Source organism: Muricoccus nepalensis, assembly GCF_006438825.1.
Taxonomy (GTDB): domain Bacteria; phylum Pseudomonadota; class Alphaproteobacteria; order Acetobacterales; family Acetobacteraceae; genus Roseomonas; species Roseomonas nepalensis.
Window position 1 is genome coordinate 39,324 of the sequence record NZ_RCZP01000032.1, and the last position, 17,565, is coordinate 56,888.

At 73.7% G+C, this 17,565-nt stretch carries 18 protein-coding genes; 12 read left to right on the plus strand and 6 right to left on the minus strand.

What is annotated here, in order from left to right:
- The first annotated feature begins 8 nt into the window (after window positions 1-8).
- The 10 genes from osmF (at window position 9) to EAH89_RS22950 (ending at window position 9,007) form a co-directional block, all read left to right on the plus strand.
- Window positions 9-959, plus strand: a complete 951-nt coding sequence (osmF, locus tag EAH89_RS22905; protein WP_140886024.1) for a glycine betaine ABC transporter substrate-binding protein OsmF — start codon at window positions 9-11, stop codon at window positions 957-959.
- Window positions 960-969: 10 nt separating this feature from the next.
- Entirely contained in the window at window positions 970-2,130 is a 1,161-nt protein-coding gene (locus tag EAH89_RS22910) for an ABC transporter permease subunit (protein WP_140886026.1), read from the plus strand.
- Window positions 2,127-3,053, plus strand: a complete 927-nt coding sequence (locus EAH89_RS22915; RefSeq protein WP_140886027.1) for an ABC transporter ATP-binding protein — start codon at window positions 2,127-2,129, stop codon at window positions 3,051-3,053. The genes EAH89_RS22910 and EAH89_RS22915 overlap by 4 nt, the downstream gene beginning before the upstream one ends.
- Window positions 3,050-3,787 (plus strand): ABC transporter permease, encoded by a 738-nt coding sequence (locus tag EAH89_RS22920; protein WP_140886028.1) that lies wholly within the window; start codon window positions 3,050-3,052, stop codon window positions 3,785-3,787. The genes EAH89_RS22915 and EAH89_RS22920 overlap by 4 nt, the downstream gene beginning before the upstream one ends.
- A 120-nt stretch (window positions 3,788-3,907) precedes the next feature.
- The gene (locus EAH89_RS22925; RefSeq protein ID WP_140886030.1) at window positions 3,908-4,201 is read left to right on the plus strand and encodes an acyl carrier protein; all 294 of its coding nucleotides are present in this window, start codon (window positions 3,908-3,910) and stop codon (window positions 4,199-4,201) included.
- A gap of 7 nt (window positions 4,202-4,208) precedes the next feature.
- Window positions 4,209-4,667: a 3-hydroxyacyl-ACP dehydratase FabZ family protein gene (locus EAH89_RS22930; protein ID WP_140886031.1), complete on the plus strand. Its 459-nt coding sequence runs from the start codon at window positions 4,209-4,211 to the stop codon at window positions 4,665-4,667.
- Window positions 4,664-5,833, plus strand: a complete 1,170-nt coding sequence (locus EAH89_RS22935) for a beta-ketoacyl-ACP synthase (RefSeq protein ID WP_140886033.1) — start codon at window positions 4,664-4,666, stop codon at window positions 5,831-5,833. The genes EAH89_RS22930 and EAH89_RS22935 overlap by 4 nt, the downstream gene beginning before the upstream one ends.
- A 2-nt stretch (window positions 5,834-5,835) precedes the next feature.
- A complete protein-coding gene (locus EAH89_RS22940) occupies window positions 5,836-7,086 on the plus strand; it encodes a beta-ketoacyl-ACP synthase (RefSeq protein ID WP_140886034.1) in 1,251 nt (416 codons plus the stop codon).
- Window positions 7,086-8,108: a zinc-binding dehydrogenase gene (locus EAH89_RS22945; RefSeq protein WP_140886035.1), complete on the plus strand. Its 1,023-nt coding sequence runs from the start codon at window positions 7,086-7,088 to the stop codon at window positions 8,106-8,108. Before EAH89_RS22940 ends, EAH89_RS22945 begins: the two co-directional genes overlap by 1 nt.
- Before the next feature lie 2 nt (window positions 8,109-8,110).
- On the plus strand, window positions 8,111-9,007 hold the full coding sequence (locus EAH89_RS22950) for a lipid A biosynthesis lauroyl acyltransferase (protein ID WP_140886037.1): 897 nt from the start codon (window positions 8,111-8,113) through the stop codon (window positions 9,005-9,007).
- A 3-nt stretch (window positions 9,008-9,010) separates the two neighbouring features.
- Here the strand turns inward: EAH89_RS22950 and EAH89_RS22955 are convergent, their stop codons facing one another.
- From EAH89_RS22955 to EAH89_RS22970, 4 genes are all read right to left on the minus strand, one after another.
- The gene (locus EAH89_RS22955) at window positions 9,011-10,840 is read right to left on the minus strand and encodes an SLC13 family permease (RefSeq protein WP_140886039.1); all 1,830 of its coding nucleotides are present in this window, start codon (window positions 10,838-10,840) and stop codon (window positions 9,011-9,013) included.
- Between the two features lie 112 nt (window positions 10,841-10,952).
- Window positions 10,953-11,834, minus strand: coding sequence for a 3-hydroxyisobutyrate dehydrogenase (mmsB, locus tag EAH89_RS22960; RefSeq protein ID WP_140886041.1), 882 nt, complete (start codon window positions 11,832-11,834; stop codon window positions 10,953-10,955).
- Window positions 11,835-11,915: 81 nt separating this feature from the next.
- Window positions 11,916-13,889, minus strand: a complete 1,974-nt coding sequence (locus EAH89_RS22965) for a methyl-accepting chemotaxis protein (RefSeq protein ID WP_140886043.1) — start codon at window positions 13,887-13,889, stop codon at window positions 11,916-11,918.
- A gap of 88 nt (window positions 13,890-13,977) precedes the next feature.
- A complete protein-coding gene (locus tag EAH89_RS22970; RefSeq protein WP_140886045.1) occupies window positions 13,978-14,451 on the minus strand; it encodes an Lrp/AsnC family transcriptional regulator in 474 nt (157 codons plus the stop codon).
- Window positions 14,452-14,565: 114 nt separating this feature from the next.
- Between EAH89_RS22970 and phhA the strand changes: the two genes are divergently transcribed.
- Complete coding sequence (gene phhA / locus EAH89_RS22975; protein ID WP_140886047.1) at window positions 14,566-15,426, plus strand: phenylalanine 4-monooxygenase; 861 nt, start codon at window positions 14,566-14,568, stop codon at window positions 15,424-15,426.
- Here phhA and EAH89_RS22980 read toward each other — a convergent pair.
- The gene (locus EAH89_RS22980; protein WP_140886048.1) at window positions 15,411-15,809 is read right to left on the minus strand and encodes a hypothetical protein; all 399 of its coding nucleotides are present in this window, start codon (window positions 15,807-15,809) and stop codon (window positions 15,411-15,413) included. The genes phhA and EAH89_RS22980 overlap by 16 nt on opposite strands.
- The gene (locus tag EAH89_RS22985) at window positions 15,806-17,146 is read right to left on the minus strand and encodes a FliI/YscN family ATPase (RefSeq protein ID WP_140886049.1); all 1,341 of its coding nucleotides are present in this window, start codon (window positions 17,144-17,146) and stop codon (window positions 15,806-15,808) included. Before EAH89_RS22985 ends, EAH89_RS22980 begins: the two co-directional genes overlap by 4 nt.
- 121 nt (window positions 17,147-17,267) lie before the next feature.
- Here EAH89_RS22985 and EAH89_RS22990 point away from each other — a divergent pair.
- Window positions 17,268-17,565: response regulator (locus tag EAH89_RS22990; protein WP_140882198.1), on the plus strand; the 298-nt coding region annotated here is incomplete at its 3' end.

Below are 17,565 nucleotides of genomic sequence, written 5' to 3' on the forward strand. Positions count from 1 at the left end.
CACCGGGCATGCCCGCGACGCCGACACGCCGCCTCCTGCTGGGCTCCGCCCTGGCCCTGCCCGCCCTTTCCGCCCGGCCGGCGCGCGCCCAGGGAAGCGGGGCGCGGGAGGGCCGCCCGGTCACCGTCGCCTCCAAGCTCGACACGGAGGGCGCTCTGCTCGGGCAGATCATCGCCTCCGTGCTGGAGGCGCGCGGGGTGGCCGTGCGCCCGCGCCTGCAGCTCGGCCCCACCCGCATCCTCCGCCAGGCCATCCTGGCCGGGGAGGTGGACCTCTACCCGGAATACACGGGCAACGGCGCCTTCTTCTTCCAGCAGGAGGACGACCCCGCCTGGAAGCGCGCCGAGACCGCCTATGAGCGCGTGCGGGCGCTCGACGCCGAGCGGAACGACATCGCCTGGCTCCGCCCCGCCCCCGCGAACAACACCTGGGCCATCGCCGTTCGCGGCGACCTGGCCGCGCGGGCAAACCTTCACAGCCTGGAGGACCTGGCCCGGCACCTCGCGGGCGGCGGCGCCTTCAAGCTCGCCGCCTCCGCCGAGTTCGTGGAGAGCCCGGCCGCCCTCCCCGCCTTCCAGCGCGCCTACGGCTTCACCCTCTCGCCCGCGCAGCTTCTCGTGCTGCCGGGCGGCGACACGGCGGTCACCATGCGGGCGGCAGGGGAAGGCCTCAGCGGGGTGAACGCGGCGATGGTCTACGGCACGGACGGCGCGATCTCCGCCCTCTCGCTCCGCGTGCTGGAGGACACCCGCGGCGCGCAGATCGTCTACCAGCCCGCGCCCTGCGCGCGCGGCGAGGTGGCGCGGGGGCTGCCCGACCTGCAGGCCTGGCTCGCGCCCGCCTTCGCGGCGCTCACGCTCGAGCGGTTGCAGGCGCTGAACGCCGCCATCGTGGTGGAGGGCCGCCCGCTCCGCGACGTCGCCCAGGAGCACCTTCGCCGCGTCGGGCAGGCCGGCTGAACGCGGCGCGGTGCCCTCCCCCCACTGCCCGGCCGGGCGCCTCGCGGGCGCGCCCGCCCTCGCGCCCCTGGCCCTGGCGGCCATCCTGGCGCCGCTTCTGCTCGGCTGGATCTCGGTCGCCCCGAACCGGCTGGTCTCGCCGCGGGCGGCCTCGCTGCCCGGGAGCGCGCCCGTCCTCGCGGCCCTCGTGCTGTTCCATCTCTCCGGCCTCGTGCTTCTCCTGGCCGCCTGGCGGCCCCGGCCTTTCTGGCTGGCCGAGGCGGCGGCCATCGGCGCGGTCCTCGCCCTGGCCGCGACGGTCGGGCTCGGCACCGCGGCCGCCCTGCCCGCCGGGAGCACCGTGGCCCGGGCGGCGCCGGCCGCGGGGGCTTGGCTGGGCCTGCTGCTGCTCGCCCTCGCCCTGGCCGCCGCGGCGGTCGTCCGCGGCGGCACCCCGGCGCTGCCCCTGCTCGGCGCGCTGCTGGGGCTGGCGGCCCTGGGCGCCGCCGGGGTGTTCGACTCCCTCTCCCTCGCCCGGGAGATGGCCGGGCGTGCCGCCGACCTCCGGGGCGCCATCGCGGGCCATCTCGGCCTCTCCCTCGCCTCGCTCCTCCTCGCCCTGCTGGTCGCCGTCCCGCTCTCGGCGCTGGCCTTCGTCCGCCCGCGGCTGGAGGGCGCCTTCCTGGCCATCGCCTCGGGCATCCAGGTGGTTCCCTCGATCGCCCTCTTCGGCCTACTGATCGCCCCGCTCGCCGCCCTGGCCACCGCCTTCCCCGCGCTGCGCGCTATGGGGCTGGGCGGCATTGGCCCCGCCCCGGCCGTGATCGGGATCGCGGCCTATCTCGTGCTCCCGCTGGCTGGGGGGATCCTCTCGGGCCTTCGCGTGGCGCCGGACGACCTCCTCGAGGCCGCGCGCGGGCAGGGCCTCTCGCCCCGGGGCGTGCTCCTCGGGGTGCGGCTGCCGCTGGGGGCGGGGGTCATGCTGGGGGCGCTGCGGCTGGCTTCCGTGCAGGCGGTGGGGCTGTCCACCCTGGCCGCCCTGGTCGGCGGCGGCGGGCTGGGAACCCTCGTGTTCCAGGGCATCGGGCAGCTGGCCACCGACCTCATCCTCCTCGGAGTCTTCCCCATCCTCGCGCTGTCGCTGGCCGTCGACGCCGGGCTGGCGCTTCTCGCGCGGCGGGTCGCGCCATGATCGCCTTCGAGGCCGTCTCCCACCGCTACGGCGCGGTCGAGGCGCTGCGGGAGGTCAGCCTGGAGGTGCCGTCCGGCGCCCTCTGCGTCCTGCTCGGCGAGAGCGGCTCGGGCAAGTCCACCCTTCTTCGCACGGTCAACCGCTTGGTCGAGCCGAGCGCCGGCCGCGTGACCCTCCAGGGCCGGGACGTGGCCGCGATCGACCCGCAGGCTCTTCGCCGCGGGATCGGCTACGTCATCCAGTCCGTCGGGCTCTTTCCCCACCGCAGCGTCGCCGAGAACGTGGCCACCGTGCCCCGCCTGCTCGGCTGGGACCGCGCGCGCATCGAGGCACGGGTGGACGCCCTGCTGGCGATGGTCGGGCTGGAGCCCCGCGCCTACCGGGACCGCCCGCCGGCGACCCTGTCCGGGGGCCAGGCGCAGCGCGTGGGCCTTGCCCGCGCCCTGGCGGCGGACCCGCCCGTCCTGCTGATGGACGAGCCCTTCTCCGCGCTCGACCCGGGCACGCGCCGCGAGCTGCAGGCCGCCCTGCGCCGCATCCACGCGGAGACGGGCAAGACGATCCTCTTGGTGACCCACGATGTGGAGGAGGCGCTCGCCCTGGCCAGCCGCGTCGCCGTCATGGCGGGGGGACGGCTGGTCGCCGAGGGGGTGCCCGCGGAGGTCTTCGGCCCGGGCGCGCCCGACGTGGTGCGCCGGATGGTGCGGGCCGGCGCCCTCGCCTTCCACCGCCTCGCGGCCCTCGACGCCGCCGCCGCCGCGGCGCCCGGCCCCGCGCCGGGGGCGCCCCTTCTGCCGGCCGGCGCCCGGCTGAGCGACGCGCTCCTCCTCATGCTCGAGCACGGGACCGGCTGCTTGGCGCTGGAGGGGGACCCGCCGCGCCACCTGACCGTGGCGGGCCTCCTCGGCCATTCGGCCCCGTGACGCGCCGCGCCCTTCGCCTCGGCGCCGAGGCCGTGGCCTTCCTCGCCGCCCTCCTGGCCGCCCCGCAAGCCGAGGCGCTCTGGCGCGCCCTTTTCCCGGAGGTCGCGCGGCCGACCTACCTGCAGGACCCCTGGCTCTCGCTGCTGGGCTGGCACCTCGCCCTGTCGCTCGGGGCGGTCGCCCTCGCGGCCCTCATCGGCGTTCCCGCGGGCGTGCTCGCCACCCGCGCGGGCGGGCGGCGGCTGCGCCCGCTGCTGGACGCCGTCTTCTCGCTCGCCCAGAGCATCCCGCCGGTAGCCGCCATCGCGCTGGCCCTGCCGCTGCTCGGCTTCGGCGCCGCGCCCACGCTGCTGGCGCTCGTCCTCTACGCGGCGCTTCCGGTGCTGCGCGCCACCGTCTCGGGGCTGGATTCCGTGCCGCCCGGCGCCGTCGAGGCGGCGCGCGGCCTCGGCCTCTCCGGCTGGCAGCGGCTGCGGGACGTGGAGCTGCCCCTTGCCCGGCCCGTGATGCTCGCGGGGCTGCGGGTGGCCGTCACGCTCTCGGTCGCCACCACGGCGGTCGGCGCCATCGCGGGGACGCGCTGCCTCGGCACGCCGATCGTGACGGGCCTGGCCAACGCCAATCCCTCCTACGTGCTGCAGGGGGCGATCTTCACCGCCTGGCTCGCGCTGCTGCTGGACCGGGCGCTGGGGCTCCTCGCCCCCGCGGCCCCGGAGGGACCGGCGCGGCCCTGACCGGCCCCGCCCCTGGACTTCGGACCCGATTCCGGTCCATCACCCGCGCCGATCACCCGAGACCCCTTCCCTGCCCGGCGCCCGGCGCGGCGGGGTCCGCGCCCGACCAGGAACCGTCCCATGGCTGCCGACACCACTCCCACCTTCGACCGGGTGGCCGACATCATCGCGGAGAACAGCGAGGTTGCCCGGGACGGCATCAAGCCGGACAGCCACGTCACCGAGGACCTCGGCATCGACAGCCTCGACTTCCTGGACATCGTCTTCGCCATCGACAAGGCCTTCGGCATCAAGGTGCCGGTCGAGAAGTGGACGCAGGAGGTGAACGCCGGCGAGAAGCCCGCGGACCACTACTTCGTCATGAAGAACCTCGCGACCCGCATCGACGAGCTGGTCGCCGCCAAGGCGGGCTGAGGCGCGCATGCGCCTCGAATACTTCCAGATGATCGACCGGGTGGTGTCGCTCGAGGGCGACGCCATCGTGGTGGAGAGCCGCGTGCCCGAGGCGTCGCCCGTCTTCGAGGGGCACTTCCCCGGCCACCCGCTGGTGCCCGGCGTGCTGCTGGTCGAGACCATGGCGCAGGCGAGCGGCTGGCTCATCCTCGGGCGCAACAACTTCGAGCGCATGCCCTTCCTGATGACGGTGAAGGAGGCGAAGTTCCGCTCCTTCGTGGGCCCCGACGCGCCGCTCGACGTCACCGCCCGCATCTCGCACGAGGGATCGGGCTACACCGTGACCGAGGCGCGCCTGACGAGCGCGGGCAAGCGCATCGCCGAGGCCGAGATCCTGCTGCGCTCGATGCCCTTCCCCAACCCGGAGCTGGAGGCCGCCATGCGCGCCAACGCCGCGCGGATCGGCCTTCCCGGATACGCCGCATGACGCGCCGGGACGTCGTCATCACGGGCATCGGCCTGGTCACCGCCCTCGGCGAGGGGCCGGACGCCCATTGGGACGCCCTCTCGGCCGGCGCCGCGCCGGTCGTGGACAACGACACCTACGCCCCCTGGCCCGTGCATCCCCTGCCGCCGCTCACCCTCGACCGGCAGATCCCCAAGAAGGGCGACCAGCGGCAGATGGAGCCCTGGCAGCGCCTGGGCACCTACGCCGCGGGGCTGGCCATCGACGACGCCGACGCGCGCGGCCTGGTGGAGGACATGCACCTGGTCGTCGCCGCCGGCGGCGGCGAGCGCGACCTGGCGCTTGACGAGCAGGTGAACGCCGAACTGGCCGAGGCGAACGACGGCCCGCGCCTGAACGAGATGCTGGCCACGGGCCTCCGCCCCACGCTCTTCCTTGCCCAGCTCTCGAACCTGCTGGCGGGCAACATCTCGATCGTCCACGGCGTCACCGGTTCCTCCCGCACCTTCATGGGCGAGGAGAGCGCGGGCGCCGACGCGCTGCGCATCGCGCATGCCCGCCTCGCCGAAGGCCGCGGCGGCATCGCGCTCGTGGGCGGCGCGATGACGGCGCAGCGCTGGGACCTCCTGCTGCTCTACCGCGGCGAGGACGGCCTCTGGCAGGGACCGCACCGGCCGCTCTCCGAGCGCGAGCGGCCGGGCATGGTGCTCGGGGGCATGGCGGGCTTCCTGGTGCTGGAGACCGCCGAGCACGCGCGCTCCCGCGGCGCCCGCGTCCTTGCCCGGCTGGATGCCGTCGCCACCGACGCCGCGCGCCGCGCCGCGCCCGGGGAGGCCACGGCCGCGGCCCGCGCCCTGCTCGCCCGCGTCGCCCCCGGGGGCGTGGACGCCGTCATCTCCGGCGCGACGGGCACGCCCGGCGCCTGGGCGGAGGAGGACGCCTTCCTCCGCGGCGTCGGCGCCCCCGTCCGCCGGCCGGGAAGCCTGATCGGCCACGGGGTGGAGGGCGCCTTCCCCGCCCATGTCGCCCTGGCCGCGCTCGCCCTGCACCGGGGCGGCTTCTACGCCCCCATGGACCCCGCCGACGCGCCGATGGACCCGGAGGACGCCCCCTCCCGCATCCTCGTCACCGGCTTCGGCCAGTGGCGCGGCGAGGCGCTCGCCACCGTCTCGAGGGCGGAGCCCTGACCATGCGCGACCATCTCGGCCGTCCCCTCGTCGCCGTCACCGGGATCGGCGCCGTGACCTCGCTCGGCTTCGGCGTGGCCGAGAGCTGGTCGCGCCTGCTGGCCGGCCAGTCCGGCATCCGCCGCATCACGCGATTTCCGACCGACCACCTGAAGACCACCATCGCCGGCACGGTGGACCTGCCGGACGACGAAGGCCTCACCAGCCCCGTCCGGGTGGAGCGCATCGCCGGCATGGCCATCGAGGAAGCCGTGAGCGAGGCCACCATCGGCAGCAAGGGCGCCTTCCCCGGCCCCCTCTTCCTCGGCATGCCGCCCGTGGAGGTGGAATGGCCGACGCGCTTCGACCTCGCCCGCCGCGCCCGGGATCCCTCCTACGCCGCGATGACGAAGCAGGCCGAGGGCCGGCACGACGTGTACGAGACCTTCCTCTACGGCGGCGTGGGGGAGCGCCTGGCCGCCCGCTTCGGCACGCGCGGCGCCCCCATCTCCGTCACCACCGCCTGCGCCACCGGCGCCACCGCCATCCAGCTCGGCGTGGAAGCCATCCAGCGCGGCGAGTGCGACGCCTGCGTCGCGCTCGGCGCCGACAGCACCGTGCAGCCCGAGGCGCTGATCCGCTTCTCGCTTCTCTCCGCCCTCTCCACCCGCAACGACGACCCGGCGAAGGCCTCCCGGCCCTTCGAGAAGAACCGCGCCGGCTTCGTCATGTCCGAGGGCGCGGGCGCGCTGGTGCTGGAGAACTACGAGGCCGCGAAGGCGCGCGGCGCCACCATCCTCGGCCTCGTTTCCGGCGCGGGCGAGCGCGCGGACAACTTCCACCGCACCCGCTCCAACCCCGATGGCCGTGCCATCGTCGGCGCGATGCGGAACGCGCTCGCCGATGCCGGGCTGGAGCCGGGCGACATCTCCTACGTCAACGGTCACGGCACCGGCACGCCGGAGAACGACAAGATGGAGAATTTCGGCATGCGCGCGGTGTTCGGGGAGAACGCGCCGCCGATCTCCTCGAACAAGAGCATGATCGGGCACACCCTCTCGGCCGCCGGCGCGCTGGAGGCCGTCTTCTCGCTGCTCACCATCCGCGACCAGCGCCTGCCGCCCACCATCAACCACGACGAGCCCGACCCCGGCATCACGCTCGACGTCGTGCCCAACGTCGCGCGCGACGCGACGGTGCGGCACGTCCTCTCCAATTCCTTCGGCTTCGGCGGCCAGAACGTCTGCCTGGTCCTTTCCGCGGAACCCACCTGATGCGCGCCCTCCGCCTCCACGGCGACCGCGACCTCCGCCTGGAGGACATCGCCGAGCCCCCGCCTCCCGGCCCCGGCGAGGTCCGGCTGCGGATGCGGGCCGTCGCGCTGAACCACATCGACGTCTGGGGCTGGCGGGGCATGGCCTTCACCCAGCGCAAGCTGCCGATCTGCGTCGGCGCGGAAGCCGTGGGCGAGGTGGTCGCCCTCGGCGAGGGCGTGGAGGGCTGGAAGCCCGGCGACCGCGTGGCGCCCTACGGCGCCCAGACCTGCGGCCGCTGCGAGGCCTGCCTCGCGGGGCGCGACAACCTCTGCGAGAACGTCTCGGGGGTGATGGGCTTCCACCTCGACGGCTTCGCGCAGGAATACGTGAACCAGAAGGCGCGCCTGCTGGTGCGGGTGCCCGACGCGGTTCCCGACAACGACGCCGCCTGCGCCGCCATCACCTTCTCGACCGTCGAGCACATGCTGTTCGACAACGCGCGCCTCCAGCCCGGCGAGACCATCCTCATCCAGGCCGCGGGATCGGGCATCGGCACGGTGGCCATCAAGGAGGCCAAGGCGCTGGGCTGCACGGTGATCGCGACGGCCGGCGACGACGAGAAATGCGCGAAGGCCGCGGCGCTCGGCGCCGACCATGTCGTGAACTACAGCGAGAAGAACTTCGCCTCCTTCGCGCGGCGCGTCACCGGCAAGCGCGGCGTGGACGTGGTGTTCGAGCACGTGGGCGCCACCACCTGGGCGGGCTCGCTGCTGGCGCTGAAGATGGGCGGGCGGCTCGTGACCTGCGGCAGCACCTCGGGCGTTTCCGCCGAGACCAACCTGATGATGATCTTCCAACGCCAGCTCCGCATCTTCGGTTCCTTCGGCGCCTCCATGCGCAACGTGGCGGACGGGCTGGCGAAGATGGCCGGCGGCATGTCCCCGGTGCTCGACCGCGTCATCCCCCTCGAGAACTTCGCGGAAGGCCTGGACCGTCTCGAGAGCCGGCGCGTCTTCGGCAAGATCGTGGTGACGATCTAGCCGTGGCGAAGGGAGGGGGTGCGGCGGAGGCGGCGCTATCGGCCCTCACCCGGCTCGGCTTCTCCGTGCCGCGCGCGCTCGGCCCCGATCTTGCGCCCCGGATCGGCGCGGCCGTCGCGCGCCGCCTCGGCCCCTTCACCGGCGCCCACCGGATCGCGATGGAGAACATCGCCGCCGCCTTCCCCGAGAAGGACGCCGCCTGGCACCGGGCGATCGCCGACGAGGCCTGGGACAATCTCGGCCGCGTCGCCTGCGAGTACGTCCATATCGACCGCATCTGGGACCTGACGGAGCCGCGCGACCCGGCCGGCCGGATCGAGGTGGACGACGCGACCTACGCGCGCTTCCAGGAGCTGCGGGAGAGCGGCGGCCCGGTCCTCATCTTCGCCGCCCATCTCGCGAACTGGGAGCTGCCCGCCGTGGCCGCGGCGCGGCACGGGCTGGACGCCGCCGTGCTCTATCGGACGCCGAACAGCCGGCCGATCGCGGAGGCCATCCTCGCGCTGCGGAAGGGCGCCATGGGGGAGCTCATCCCCGCCGGGCTGATGGCGCCGACCAAGCTGGCCAAGGCGCTGCAGCGGGGGGCGGTGGTCGGCATGGTGGTGGACCAGCGCTTCGGCCGCGGCCCGCGCATCGACTTCCTCGGCCGCCCCGCCCAGGCCAACCCGTTGCTGGCCAACCTCGCTCGCCGCTTCGATTGCCCGGTGCGCGGCGCCCGCGCGATCCGGCTGGAGGGCGGCCGCTTCCGCCTCGAGCTCACCGACCCCATCCCGATGCCGCGCGACGCGGAGGGCCTGATCGATGTGCCCGCCGCCACCCAGGTCATCAACGACGTCATCGCCGGCTGGGTGCGCGAGCACCCCGGGCAGTGGCTCTGGATGCACCGCCGCTGGCGCTGACGGCTAGTGCGGGGCGAGCGGCCAGAACAGCGCGATCAGCGGGACGCCCACCAGCAGCATCAGGATCGAGAGTGGCAGGCCCAGGCGGGCGTAGTCGCCGAAGCGGTAGCCGCCCGGCCCCATGACCAGCGTGTTGCACTGGTGGCCGATGGGCGTGAGGAAGTCGCTCGCCGCGCCCAGCGCCACCGCCATGAGAAAGGGATCGGGGTTCAGGCCGAGCTTGGACGCCAGCGTCGCCGCGATCGGCCCCATGACGAGGACCGTCGCGGCGTTGTTCAGGAAGGGCGTCACGGCCATGGCGAGCATCATCGTCACGCCGAGCGCGGCCATCCCCGGCAGGCCCTGCACCGCGCCCGTCAGCCAGCCCGCCAGAAGGTCCGTGCCGCCCGTGTGCTGGATGGCCCCGCTGACGGGGATCAGCGCGGCCAGGAGCACGACCACCGGCCAGTCCACCGCCTGGTAGGCGTCGCGGGCCGACATGACGCGCAGCGCGAACATGGCGACCACCGCGCCGAAGAAGGCGACGGCGATGGGGAGCAGGCCGGCGGCGACGATGGCCATGGCCGCGGCGAGCACGGCGAGCGGGATCCAGGACCGCCGCCCACGGCCGAGGGCCATGTCGCGCTCGGCGAGCGGCAGGACGCGCAGCTCGCCCATCTTGTCCGGCATGCTCGCGGCGAGGCCGCGGAGGAGCACGACGTCGCCCGCCCGCAAGCGGAGATCCGAGAGGCGCTCCTGGATGTGGCGCTCGCCACGGCGGCTGACCGCCAGGAGGGAGAGGCCGTGGCGGTTCCGCAGCGAGAGGGCCGCCGGCGTGCGGCCGACCATGGGGCTGTCCCCGGTGATCACCCCCTCCATCACCTGCTGGTCGTCGGCGTCGGTGTCGGGGTCGTCGCGGGTGAACTCGTCCTCGGCGAGGATCAGCTCGGCGCGGGCGACCAGCCGCTCGAGATCGGCCGGCTCGCCCCGGAGGATGAGCGCCTGGCCGGCCGGCAGCGGGTGATCGGGCGACGGCTCGGCTCCGGCCCCTTTCGCCATCGCTTCGTCCGCACCGTCCGGAGACGACTGGCGCGGCGGCAGGACGGCCGAGACCTGCACCTCGCCCTCCGCGAGCGCCTCCAGCTCGGCCACCGTGAGGCCGACCGCTTCGCCCTCGTCCGGCAGCCGGGCTTCCAGCGTGTAGTGGCTGATGTTGAAGGCCGCCTCCATCGAGGCCGCGCCGCGCCGCCCCCCGGGCAGCAGCCTCCAGCCGACGGAGAGGAACAGCAGAGCCACCGCGCAGACGCCGAGCCCGACCGGCGTGTAGTCGAACATGTGGAAGGGGGTGCCCGTCAGCTCCTCCCGCACGCGGGACATGATGATGTTGGGGGCGGTGCCGACAAGCGTGACGACCCCGCCCACCATGGCGGCCGCGGCCATCGGCATGAGCATCGCGGCGGGCGGCGTGCCGGTGCGGCGGGCGATCTGCAGCGCGACGGGCATCATGATCGCGAGGGCGCCAACGTTCTTTGTGAAGACCGAGAGCAGCATGGTCGCGCCCACCAGCACAGGCACCTGGACCGAGACGGTGCGCAGGCGGGGCGTGATGGGCCGGAGGATTGTCTCGACCGCGCCGGAGCGGGCGACGGCCTGGCTGATCACCAGCGCCGCCGCGACAATCAGCACGACGTCGTCCGAGAAGCCCTCGAACGCCTTGTCTGCCGGCACGACACCGAGGAGGACGCCCGCCAGCAGGGCTCCCAGGGCCACGGCGTCGTAGGCGAAGCGTCCCCAGAGAAAGAAGCCGATGGTCACGCCCATCAGCGCGAAGGCCAAAGCCTGGTCGAGTGTCATGCGCCCCCTGCCGCGACAACCAAGGCCCGGCCGTCCTGCCGGGCTCCGCCGATCGGCTGCGCTGCCAGCAGAAGCGGCGCGGGGCCGCTGAGTTGCGGAAGGGGGCCGGCGATCAACCCGGCGGGCTGCTCCGCAGCATCTCGATGATGCCGGAGAAGTCCCGGCCCGCCCCGTCCTGCTCCACGAAGCGCCGGTAGAGGTCGAGCGCCCGCGCGCCCATGGGGGTGGCCGCGCCCGTCTCGTCCGCCGCCTGCTGGGCCAGCCCCAGGTCCTTCAGCATGAGCGCCGCGGCGAAGCCCGGCTGGTACCCGCGGTTGGCGGGGCTGCCCGGGACGGGCCCGGGCACGGGGCAGTAGGTGGTCAGCGACCAGCACTGGCCCGACGACTTCGAGGCCACCTCGAACAGCGCCTCGTGCGAGAGGCCGAGCTTCTCGGCGAGGACGAAGGCCTCGCAGGTGCCGATCATGCTGATCGCCAGCAGCATGTTGTTGCAGGCCTTGGCCGCCTGCCCCGCCCCGGCCTCCCCGCAGTGCACGACGGTCCGGCCCATGGCGCGAAGGACCGGCTCGGCGCGGGCAAAGGCCTCGGCCGGGCCGCCCACCATGAAAGTCAGGGTACCGGCCTCCGCGCCCATCACCCCGCCGGACACAGGCGCATCGAGGAAGGGCTTGCCCGCGGCGGCGGCCACCTCCCGCGCCGTGCCGACATCAATGGTGGAGCAGTCGAGCAGGACGGCCTCCGGCGCCGCCGCCTTGGCCAGGCCGCCCGTGCCGAGCCAGGCGTCGCGCACGTGCTGACCGGCCGGCAGCATGGTGATGACGAAATCGGCGCCCCTTGCCGCCTCGGCCCCCGACGCCGCCGCGGCGGCGCCCTCGGCACGGGCCATGGCTTGCGCCGAGAGGTCGAACACCGCGACCGCGTGCCCGGCTTGGACGAGGTTGCGGGCCATCGGCGCGCCCATGTTGCCCAAGCCAACGAAGCCGATCCGGGCCATTCATTCCTCCGCGTCCTGTTGCGCGGAGGCTAGGCTGCGGTCGGCGCGGCAGCAATCCGCGCGGGCGGAGGGCCGCGGCCTTCAGGCGGCCTGGCGGTCGCGGGCGTCGAGTTCCGGCGGGACGGAGATCGGGCGCGTGAAGGCCAGTCCCACCCCCTCCTCGCCCCGGTCGAAGACGACCTTGCACCCGGCGAGGAGGCCAACCCGCTTCAGCCGGAGTTCGCCGGCATCGCCCACGGGGCAGGCGGCGCCCACGCGGACGCGCGCGCCCTCCTCCGAGATGTCGACCAGCGTGGCCTGGTGCAGCACGCCTCCCAGGAAGAGCTCGCAGGGCTCGCTGACCGGCCGCCGCTGATGGGTTCTCCGCTCCGCCTCCGCGACGGAGGTGCGGACGGACTGGACCAGCCGCTGGCGCGACTGCCCAGCCTTGCCGGCCAGGTCGTCCGCGCCGGAGCGGAGACGCTTCGCCTTCTCGTCGGCTTGGCCGGCGATCTGCAGGACGCCGGTCATTGCGTCGGTCACCGATTGCGCGGCCGCGGCGGCCTCGGACACGGAGCGGCTGATCTCCTGCGTGGCCTCGCTCTGCTGCTCCATCGCGGCGGCGATCGCGGCCGAGACCTCGTCGATCTGGCCGACCTTCCCGCCGATCCGCGCCACGGCCTCGACCGTGTCGGAGGTGGCCATCTGGATCTGGGCGATCTGCTTCGTGATCTCGTCCGTGGCCCGCTCGGTCTGTCCGGCCAGCTTCTTCACCTCCGCCGCGACGACGGCGAAGCTGCGGCCCGATTCGCCGGCGCGCGCGGCCTCGATGGTCGCGTTCAGGGCGAGCAGGTGCGTCTGGCTGGCGATGTCGGCGATCAGCGAGGTGATCTGCCCGACCTGCTCCACCTCGCTGCGCAGGTGGCCGATCGCCTGCTGCGCGGCGTCGCTCTCGGCGACCGCGGCCCGCGTCGTGTCGCTGGCCTCGTTCACGCGCTGGGTGATCCCGGTGATGGAGACGGCCAGCTCCTCGGAGGCGGCGGCCATGGTCTGGGCGCTCGCCAGCGCGTTGCCCGCCGCGCGGGCCGCCGTTCCCGCGTGATGGCCCACGGCCTCGGCTGCGTCGGCCATGCCCGAGGCGTCCTGGGCCATCTCCAGCGAGATGGTCGTCACCTCCTCGGCCGTCCGCTGCGCGGCGTTCTCCACCTTGTCGGCCATTTCGCGGAGCGCGGCGACGCGGGCCAGTGCGGCGTCGCGGTCGCGCTGGGCGCGCACCTCCTCGGCATAGGCGAGCTTCGCCCGCAGGCTGCGAAGAAAGCCGCTGATGGCGCGAAGCTCGGAGACGGAGGCGTCCTCGATCGTCTCGCGCAGGTCGCCGCGCGCGAGGGCGCCGAACTGCTGGTCGATCCGCAGGAAGGCGCGCTGCAGTCGCCGCAGGACCGATGCCACGTGGAGCGTGACGAGCACCGCGACGCCCGCCAGCGCCGTGGCGCGCACCTCCCAGCCGACCCCCTGGGCCGCCGCGAAGAGGGACGCGGCGACGGCGGCGAAGACGACGCCGAAATCGACGATGACGCTCACCCCGATGCCGCGCATCGCGCGCCGCGCGCGGGAGAGGAGGCCCGTGTGGACGATGGCGCCGCCCCGCACCTTGAGGTGCCGCCCGCGTCCCTCGCGGATGGCGGCGTAGGCGGCCTCCGCGGCCGCCACCTCCGCCCGCTCGGGCTGGGTGCGAATCGAGATGAAGCCCTGCAGCACCCCTTCCTCGACCACCGGGGTCACGTTCGCGCGCACCCAGTAGAAGTCGCCGGTCTTGGTGCGGTTCTTGACGAGGCCTTCCCAGGGCTTGCCCGCGCGCACCGTCTCCCAGAGGTCGCGGAAGGCGGCCTGGGGCATGTGGGGGTGGCGGACGAGGCTGTGCGGGGCGCCGATCAGCTCATCCCGCCCGAAGCCGCTCACCTCGACGAAGGCGTCGTTGGCGAAGATGATCCGGCCGCCCGTGTCGGTCTGAGAGACGAGGAGGGCACCTTCCGGAAGCGGCACCTCGGTGGTGGTGATCGGTCCGTTGTCGCGCATCGGCGTAGCCCCTTGATCCGCCCGGGATCGTGAGGGCTCAGAACATCATAAGATCGTTATGAACCTCTAAATCGGGCGGGTTGCCCCGCTAGACCGGCACCTCGCCCGGCGGCTTGAGTGCGGCCAGCACGAAGGAGGACTTCGTCTCCTTCACCCCCGGCATCCTCAGCAGCGCCCGCACGGCGAAGTCGGCGTAGGCCTCGAAGTCGGCCGCGAGGACGTGCAGCAGGTAGTCCATCTCCCCGCTCATCGCGTAGGCCGCCAGCACCTCCGGGCGCGCGGAGAGGGCCTTCTGGAATCCTTCGACGACCTCCTCCGCGTGGCTCGACAGGGCGACCATGACGAAGGCCTGCAACGGCAACCCGACCCGCCCCGGGTCCACCACGGCGGCGTAGCGGCCGATCACCCCCTCCTCCTCCAGCCTGCGGACGCGCCGCTGGCAGGGGGTCGGGGAGAGGCCGACCTGCTCGGCCAGGGCCACGACCGGGAGCCGGCCGTCGCGCTGCAGGACGCGAAGGATTCGCCGGTCGGTCGAATCGAGCGCTGGAGGGGTTTTCGCCATGATCGAGCCCTCTTGCTTCCGGGATTCGCCAATTCGGCCGGCCTGTCCGCGCAGTTTGCATCTTTTCCCCGGAGCGCTCGACCTAACCTGTGCGAAGAGCGAGGGAGCGAGGCGATGGACAGCAGAATCCACCCGGCCGACGGGATCATCGGTACCCAGACGCTGCCGGAGGGCTTGCGCGGGGACTACGCCCGGGCCCGCCCCGACGGCACCCTGCCCGAGACGCCCCTTGCCCGTTCCGAGGCCGAGCACGCCACCTGGCGGGCGCTGGTTGCGCGCCAGCGCACCATCTATCCTGGCCGCGCGGCCTCCGACTGGCTGAAGGGGCTGGATCGCCTTCGCTGCGACCAGGCCGTGCCGGAGCTGCCCGTCGCGTCGGACATCCTGGAGGAGGCGACGGGATGGCGCCTTGTGCCCTGCCCTGGCCTCCTCCCGGACGCGCAGTTCTTCGCCCTGCTCGCCCGCCGGCGCTTCCCGGTGACCGAGTGGATCCGGCGCCCGGAGGAGCTCGACTACATCGTGGAGCCGGACATCTTCCACGACTTCCTCGGCCACGTCCCCTTGCTCACGAACCCCGACTACGCGGGCTTCCTGGAAGCGTATGGCCGCCTGGGGCTGCAGGCGGAGCGGAAGGGGCAGCTTGCCCCTCTCGCCCGCTTCTACTGGTTCATGGTCGAGTTCGGCCTCATCCAGGAGCGGGAGGGGCTGCGCGCCTACGGCGCGGGCATCCTCTCCTCGCGGACCGAGACGCTCCACGCCCTGTCGGATTCGCCCCAACGGCTTCGCTTCGACATGGACCGGGTTCTTCGCAGCGCCTACCGAATCGACGAGGTGCAGCCCGTCTACTTCGTCATCCGCGACTACGCGGAACTCTACGCCGCCATCGAGCGGGCGGCCGGCCTGCTGGACTGGGCGGCGACGGCGGCGCCGATTGCGCCAGGCGAGGCGGCGCCGGGCGATCAGCCCTGGGGCTGAGAGGGTCGGCGCGCTCCCGCCTCGTCCAGGCGGCGCTGCTCGTCGCGCCGGGCGCGCCGCCGTGCCTCGGCGGCCCGCATCTCCGACAGCGACTCGACCGCGCGCTCGGACGCCCGTGCAGCGGCCAGGGAGAGGATCGCCTCGGCGGCGCGTTCCTGGGCGCGGCGCGCCTCGTCCTCGGCGGCAGCGCGCAGCGCGAGCCCGCGCGGCAGCCAGGCGACGTAGCCGGTGCCGTGCCGGGCCTCCGCCACCAGCGCCTCGTCGGCGGAACGGGCCGCCATCTCAGCCGCCTCGCGCCGCGCGGCTTCCTCGGCCACGCGGCGGCGGGCCGCCGCGACCTCGGCGTTGCGAAGACGCGCGAGGACGGCCAGGGAGTCGGTCACCGCTCCGACCCCATGGCGAGCGCGAGCGCCGCGAAAGCACCGGCCACGCTCCCGGCCTCCTCCTTGCCCTGGCGCAGCACGTCCTCGATCGCCGGCGCCAGGCTCACCGCCTCGTCGACGGCCGGGTCGCTGCCGGCGCGGTAGGCGCCCAGGCGGACCATGTCGGCCATGTCGCGGTGAAGCGCCAGGATCCGGCGGGCCCGGGCGAGGATCTGCCGCTCCTCCGGCTCCAGGCAGCCGGGAACGGTGCGGGAGAGGCTGCGCAGCACGTCGACGGCCGGGTAGCGCCCTCCCTCCCCGATCCGGCGGTCCAGCACGACGTGCCCGTCGAGGATGCCGCGCACGGCGTCGGCCACCGGTTCGTCGTGGTCGTCGCCCTCGACCAAGACGGTGAAGAGGCCGGTGATCGAGCCGGCGCAGCCCTCCGGGCCCGGTCCCGCGCGTTCGAGCAGGCGCGGCAGTTCGGCGAAGACGCTCGGCGGGAAGCCGCGGGTGGCGGGAGGCTCGCCGGCCGAGAGGCCGATCTCCCGCAGGGCCATGGCGAAGCGCGTGACGCTGTCCATCATCAGCAGCACGCGCTTGCCCGCGTCGCGGAAGTGCTCGGCGACGGCCATGGCCGCGAGCGCCGCGTTGCGGCGAATCAGGGGCGCCTGGTCCGAGGTCGCGCAGACCACGACGCTTCGGGCGAGTCCCTCTGGCCCCAGGTCGTCCTCCACGAACTCGCGCAGCTCGCGGCCGCGCTCCCCGACCAGGCCGATGACGGCGACGTCGCAGTCCGCGTGCCGCGCCAGCATGGCCATGAGACTCGACTTGCCGACACCGGAGGCGGCGAAGAGGCCCAGGCGCTGGCCGCGGCGGCAGGTGGCGAAGGCATCGAGGGCGCGCACCCCAAGATCCACGCGGGGGCCGAGCCTCGCCCGCGTCCCGGCTTCCGGAGCCGTCGCCCGGAGCAGACGCGCCTGCGTCCCCAAGGCCAGAGGGCCGCGGCCATCGAGCGGCCGCCCGGTCGGATCCACGACCCTCCCCAGCCAGGCGTCACAAGGACTGACCGACACAGCGCCCGCGTTTTCGACCTGGGCCCCGACGGCGAGCCCTTCCACTCCCCCGCCACCCACAGCAAGGGCCACCTCCCCGCGCACACCTACAACCTCTGCGTGTATTTCTCTTTCGCCTTGGCGGCACAGGCGAACGCAACCTCCGATTGAGATTTGAGGGTGAAGGCCGGCAACCTCGATGGAGAGCCCCTGCACGCCCCGGACCTGCCCAATGGCAGTTAAACCACGAATATCGCTTATTTTTTCGGCGAATTGCCGGAACGCACCTGGGAGGTCACGCATCCTGCTAACCTTTTCTATACACATTGTCTCGTATATTAATACATCTTGCAGATGAAAAAAGCCCTTCACTACTCGCTCATAAGTTGTCTTAATGGTGCCAGAACGACTGAGGAACGGAACAATGCGCGTCCTGCTCGTAGAAGATGACCTGACCACCTCGCGCGGGGTGACGCTCATGCTCAAGACCCAGGGCATGATCGTGGACGCCGCCGACACGGGGGAGGAGGCGCTCGAGCTCGCGCGCCTCTACGACTACGACATCGTGGTGCTCGACCTCATGCTGCCGGACATGGAGGGCTACGAGGTGGTCCGCCGCCTGCGCGCCGGCCGCAGCACCACCCCGGTGCTGATCCTGTCGGGCCTCTCCCGCCCGGGTGCCAAGGTGAAGGGCTTTGGCCTCGGCGCCGACGACTTCATCG

What these genes read in the sequence shown, in the direction of transcription:
- osmF (WP_140886024.1), top strand. Translation starts at nt 9, where the DNA reads ATGCCCGCGACGCCGACACGCCGCCTCCTGCTGGGCTCCGCCCTGGCC.
- EAH89_RS22915 (WP_140886027.1), top strand. Translation starts at nt 2,127, where the DNA reads ATGATCGCCTTCGAGGCCGTCTCCCACCGCTACGGCGCGGTCGAGGCG.
- EAH89_RS22925 (WP_140886030.1), top strand. Translation starts at nt 3,908, where the DNA reads ATGGCTGCCGACACCACTCCCACCTTCGACCGGGTGGCCGACATCATC.
- EAH89_RS22930 (WP_140886031.1), top strand. Translation starts at nt 4,209, where the DNA reads ATGCGCCTCGAATACTTCCAGATGATCGACCGGGTGGTGTCGCTCGAG.
- EAH89_RS22935 (WP_140886033.1), top strand. Translation starts at nt 4,664, where the DNA reads ATGACGCGCCGGGACGTCGTCATCACGGGCATCGGCCTGGTCACCGCC.
- EAH89_RS22940 (WP_140886034.1), top strand. Translation starts at nt 5,836, where the DNA reads ATGCGCGACCATCTCGGCCGTCCCCTCGTCGCCGTCACCGGGATCGGC.
- EAH89_RS22945 (WP_140886035.1), top strand. Translation starts at nt 7,086, where the DNA reads ATGCGCGCCCTCCGCCTCCACGGCGACCGCGACCTCCGCCTGGAGGAC.
- EAH89_RS22955 (WP_140886039.1), bottom strand. Translation starts at nt 10,840, where the DNA reads ATGACACTCGACCAGGCTTTGGCCTTCGCGCTGATGGGCGTGACCATC.
- mmsB (WP_140886041.1), bottom strand. Translation starts at nt 11,834, where the DNA reads ATGGCCCGGATCGGCTTCGTTGGCTTGGGCAACATGGGCGCGCCGATG.
- EAH89_RS22965 (WP_140886043.1), bottom strand. Translation starts at nt 13,889, where the DNA reads ATGCGCGACAACGGACCGATCACCACCACCGAGGTGCCGCTTCCGGAA.
- EAH89_RS22970 (WP_140886045.1), bottom strand. Translation starts at nt 14,451, where the DNA reads ATGGCGAAAACCCCTCCAGCGCTCGATTCGACCGACCGGCGAATCCTT.
- phhA (WP_140886047.1), top strand. Translation starts at nt 14,566, where the DNA reads ATGGACAGCAGAATCCACCCGGCCGACGGGATCATCGGTACCCAGACG.
- EAH89_RS22985 (WP_140886049.1), bottom strand. Translation starts at nt 17,146, where the DNA reads ATGCGTGACCTCCCAGGTGCGTTCCGGCAATTCGCCGAAAAAATAAGC.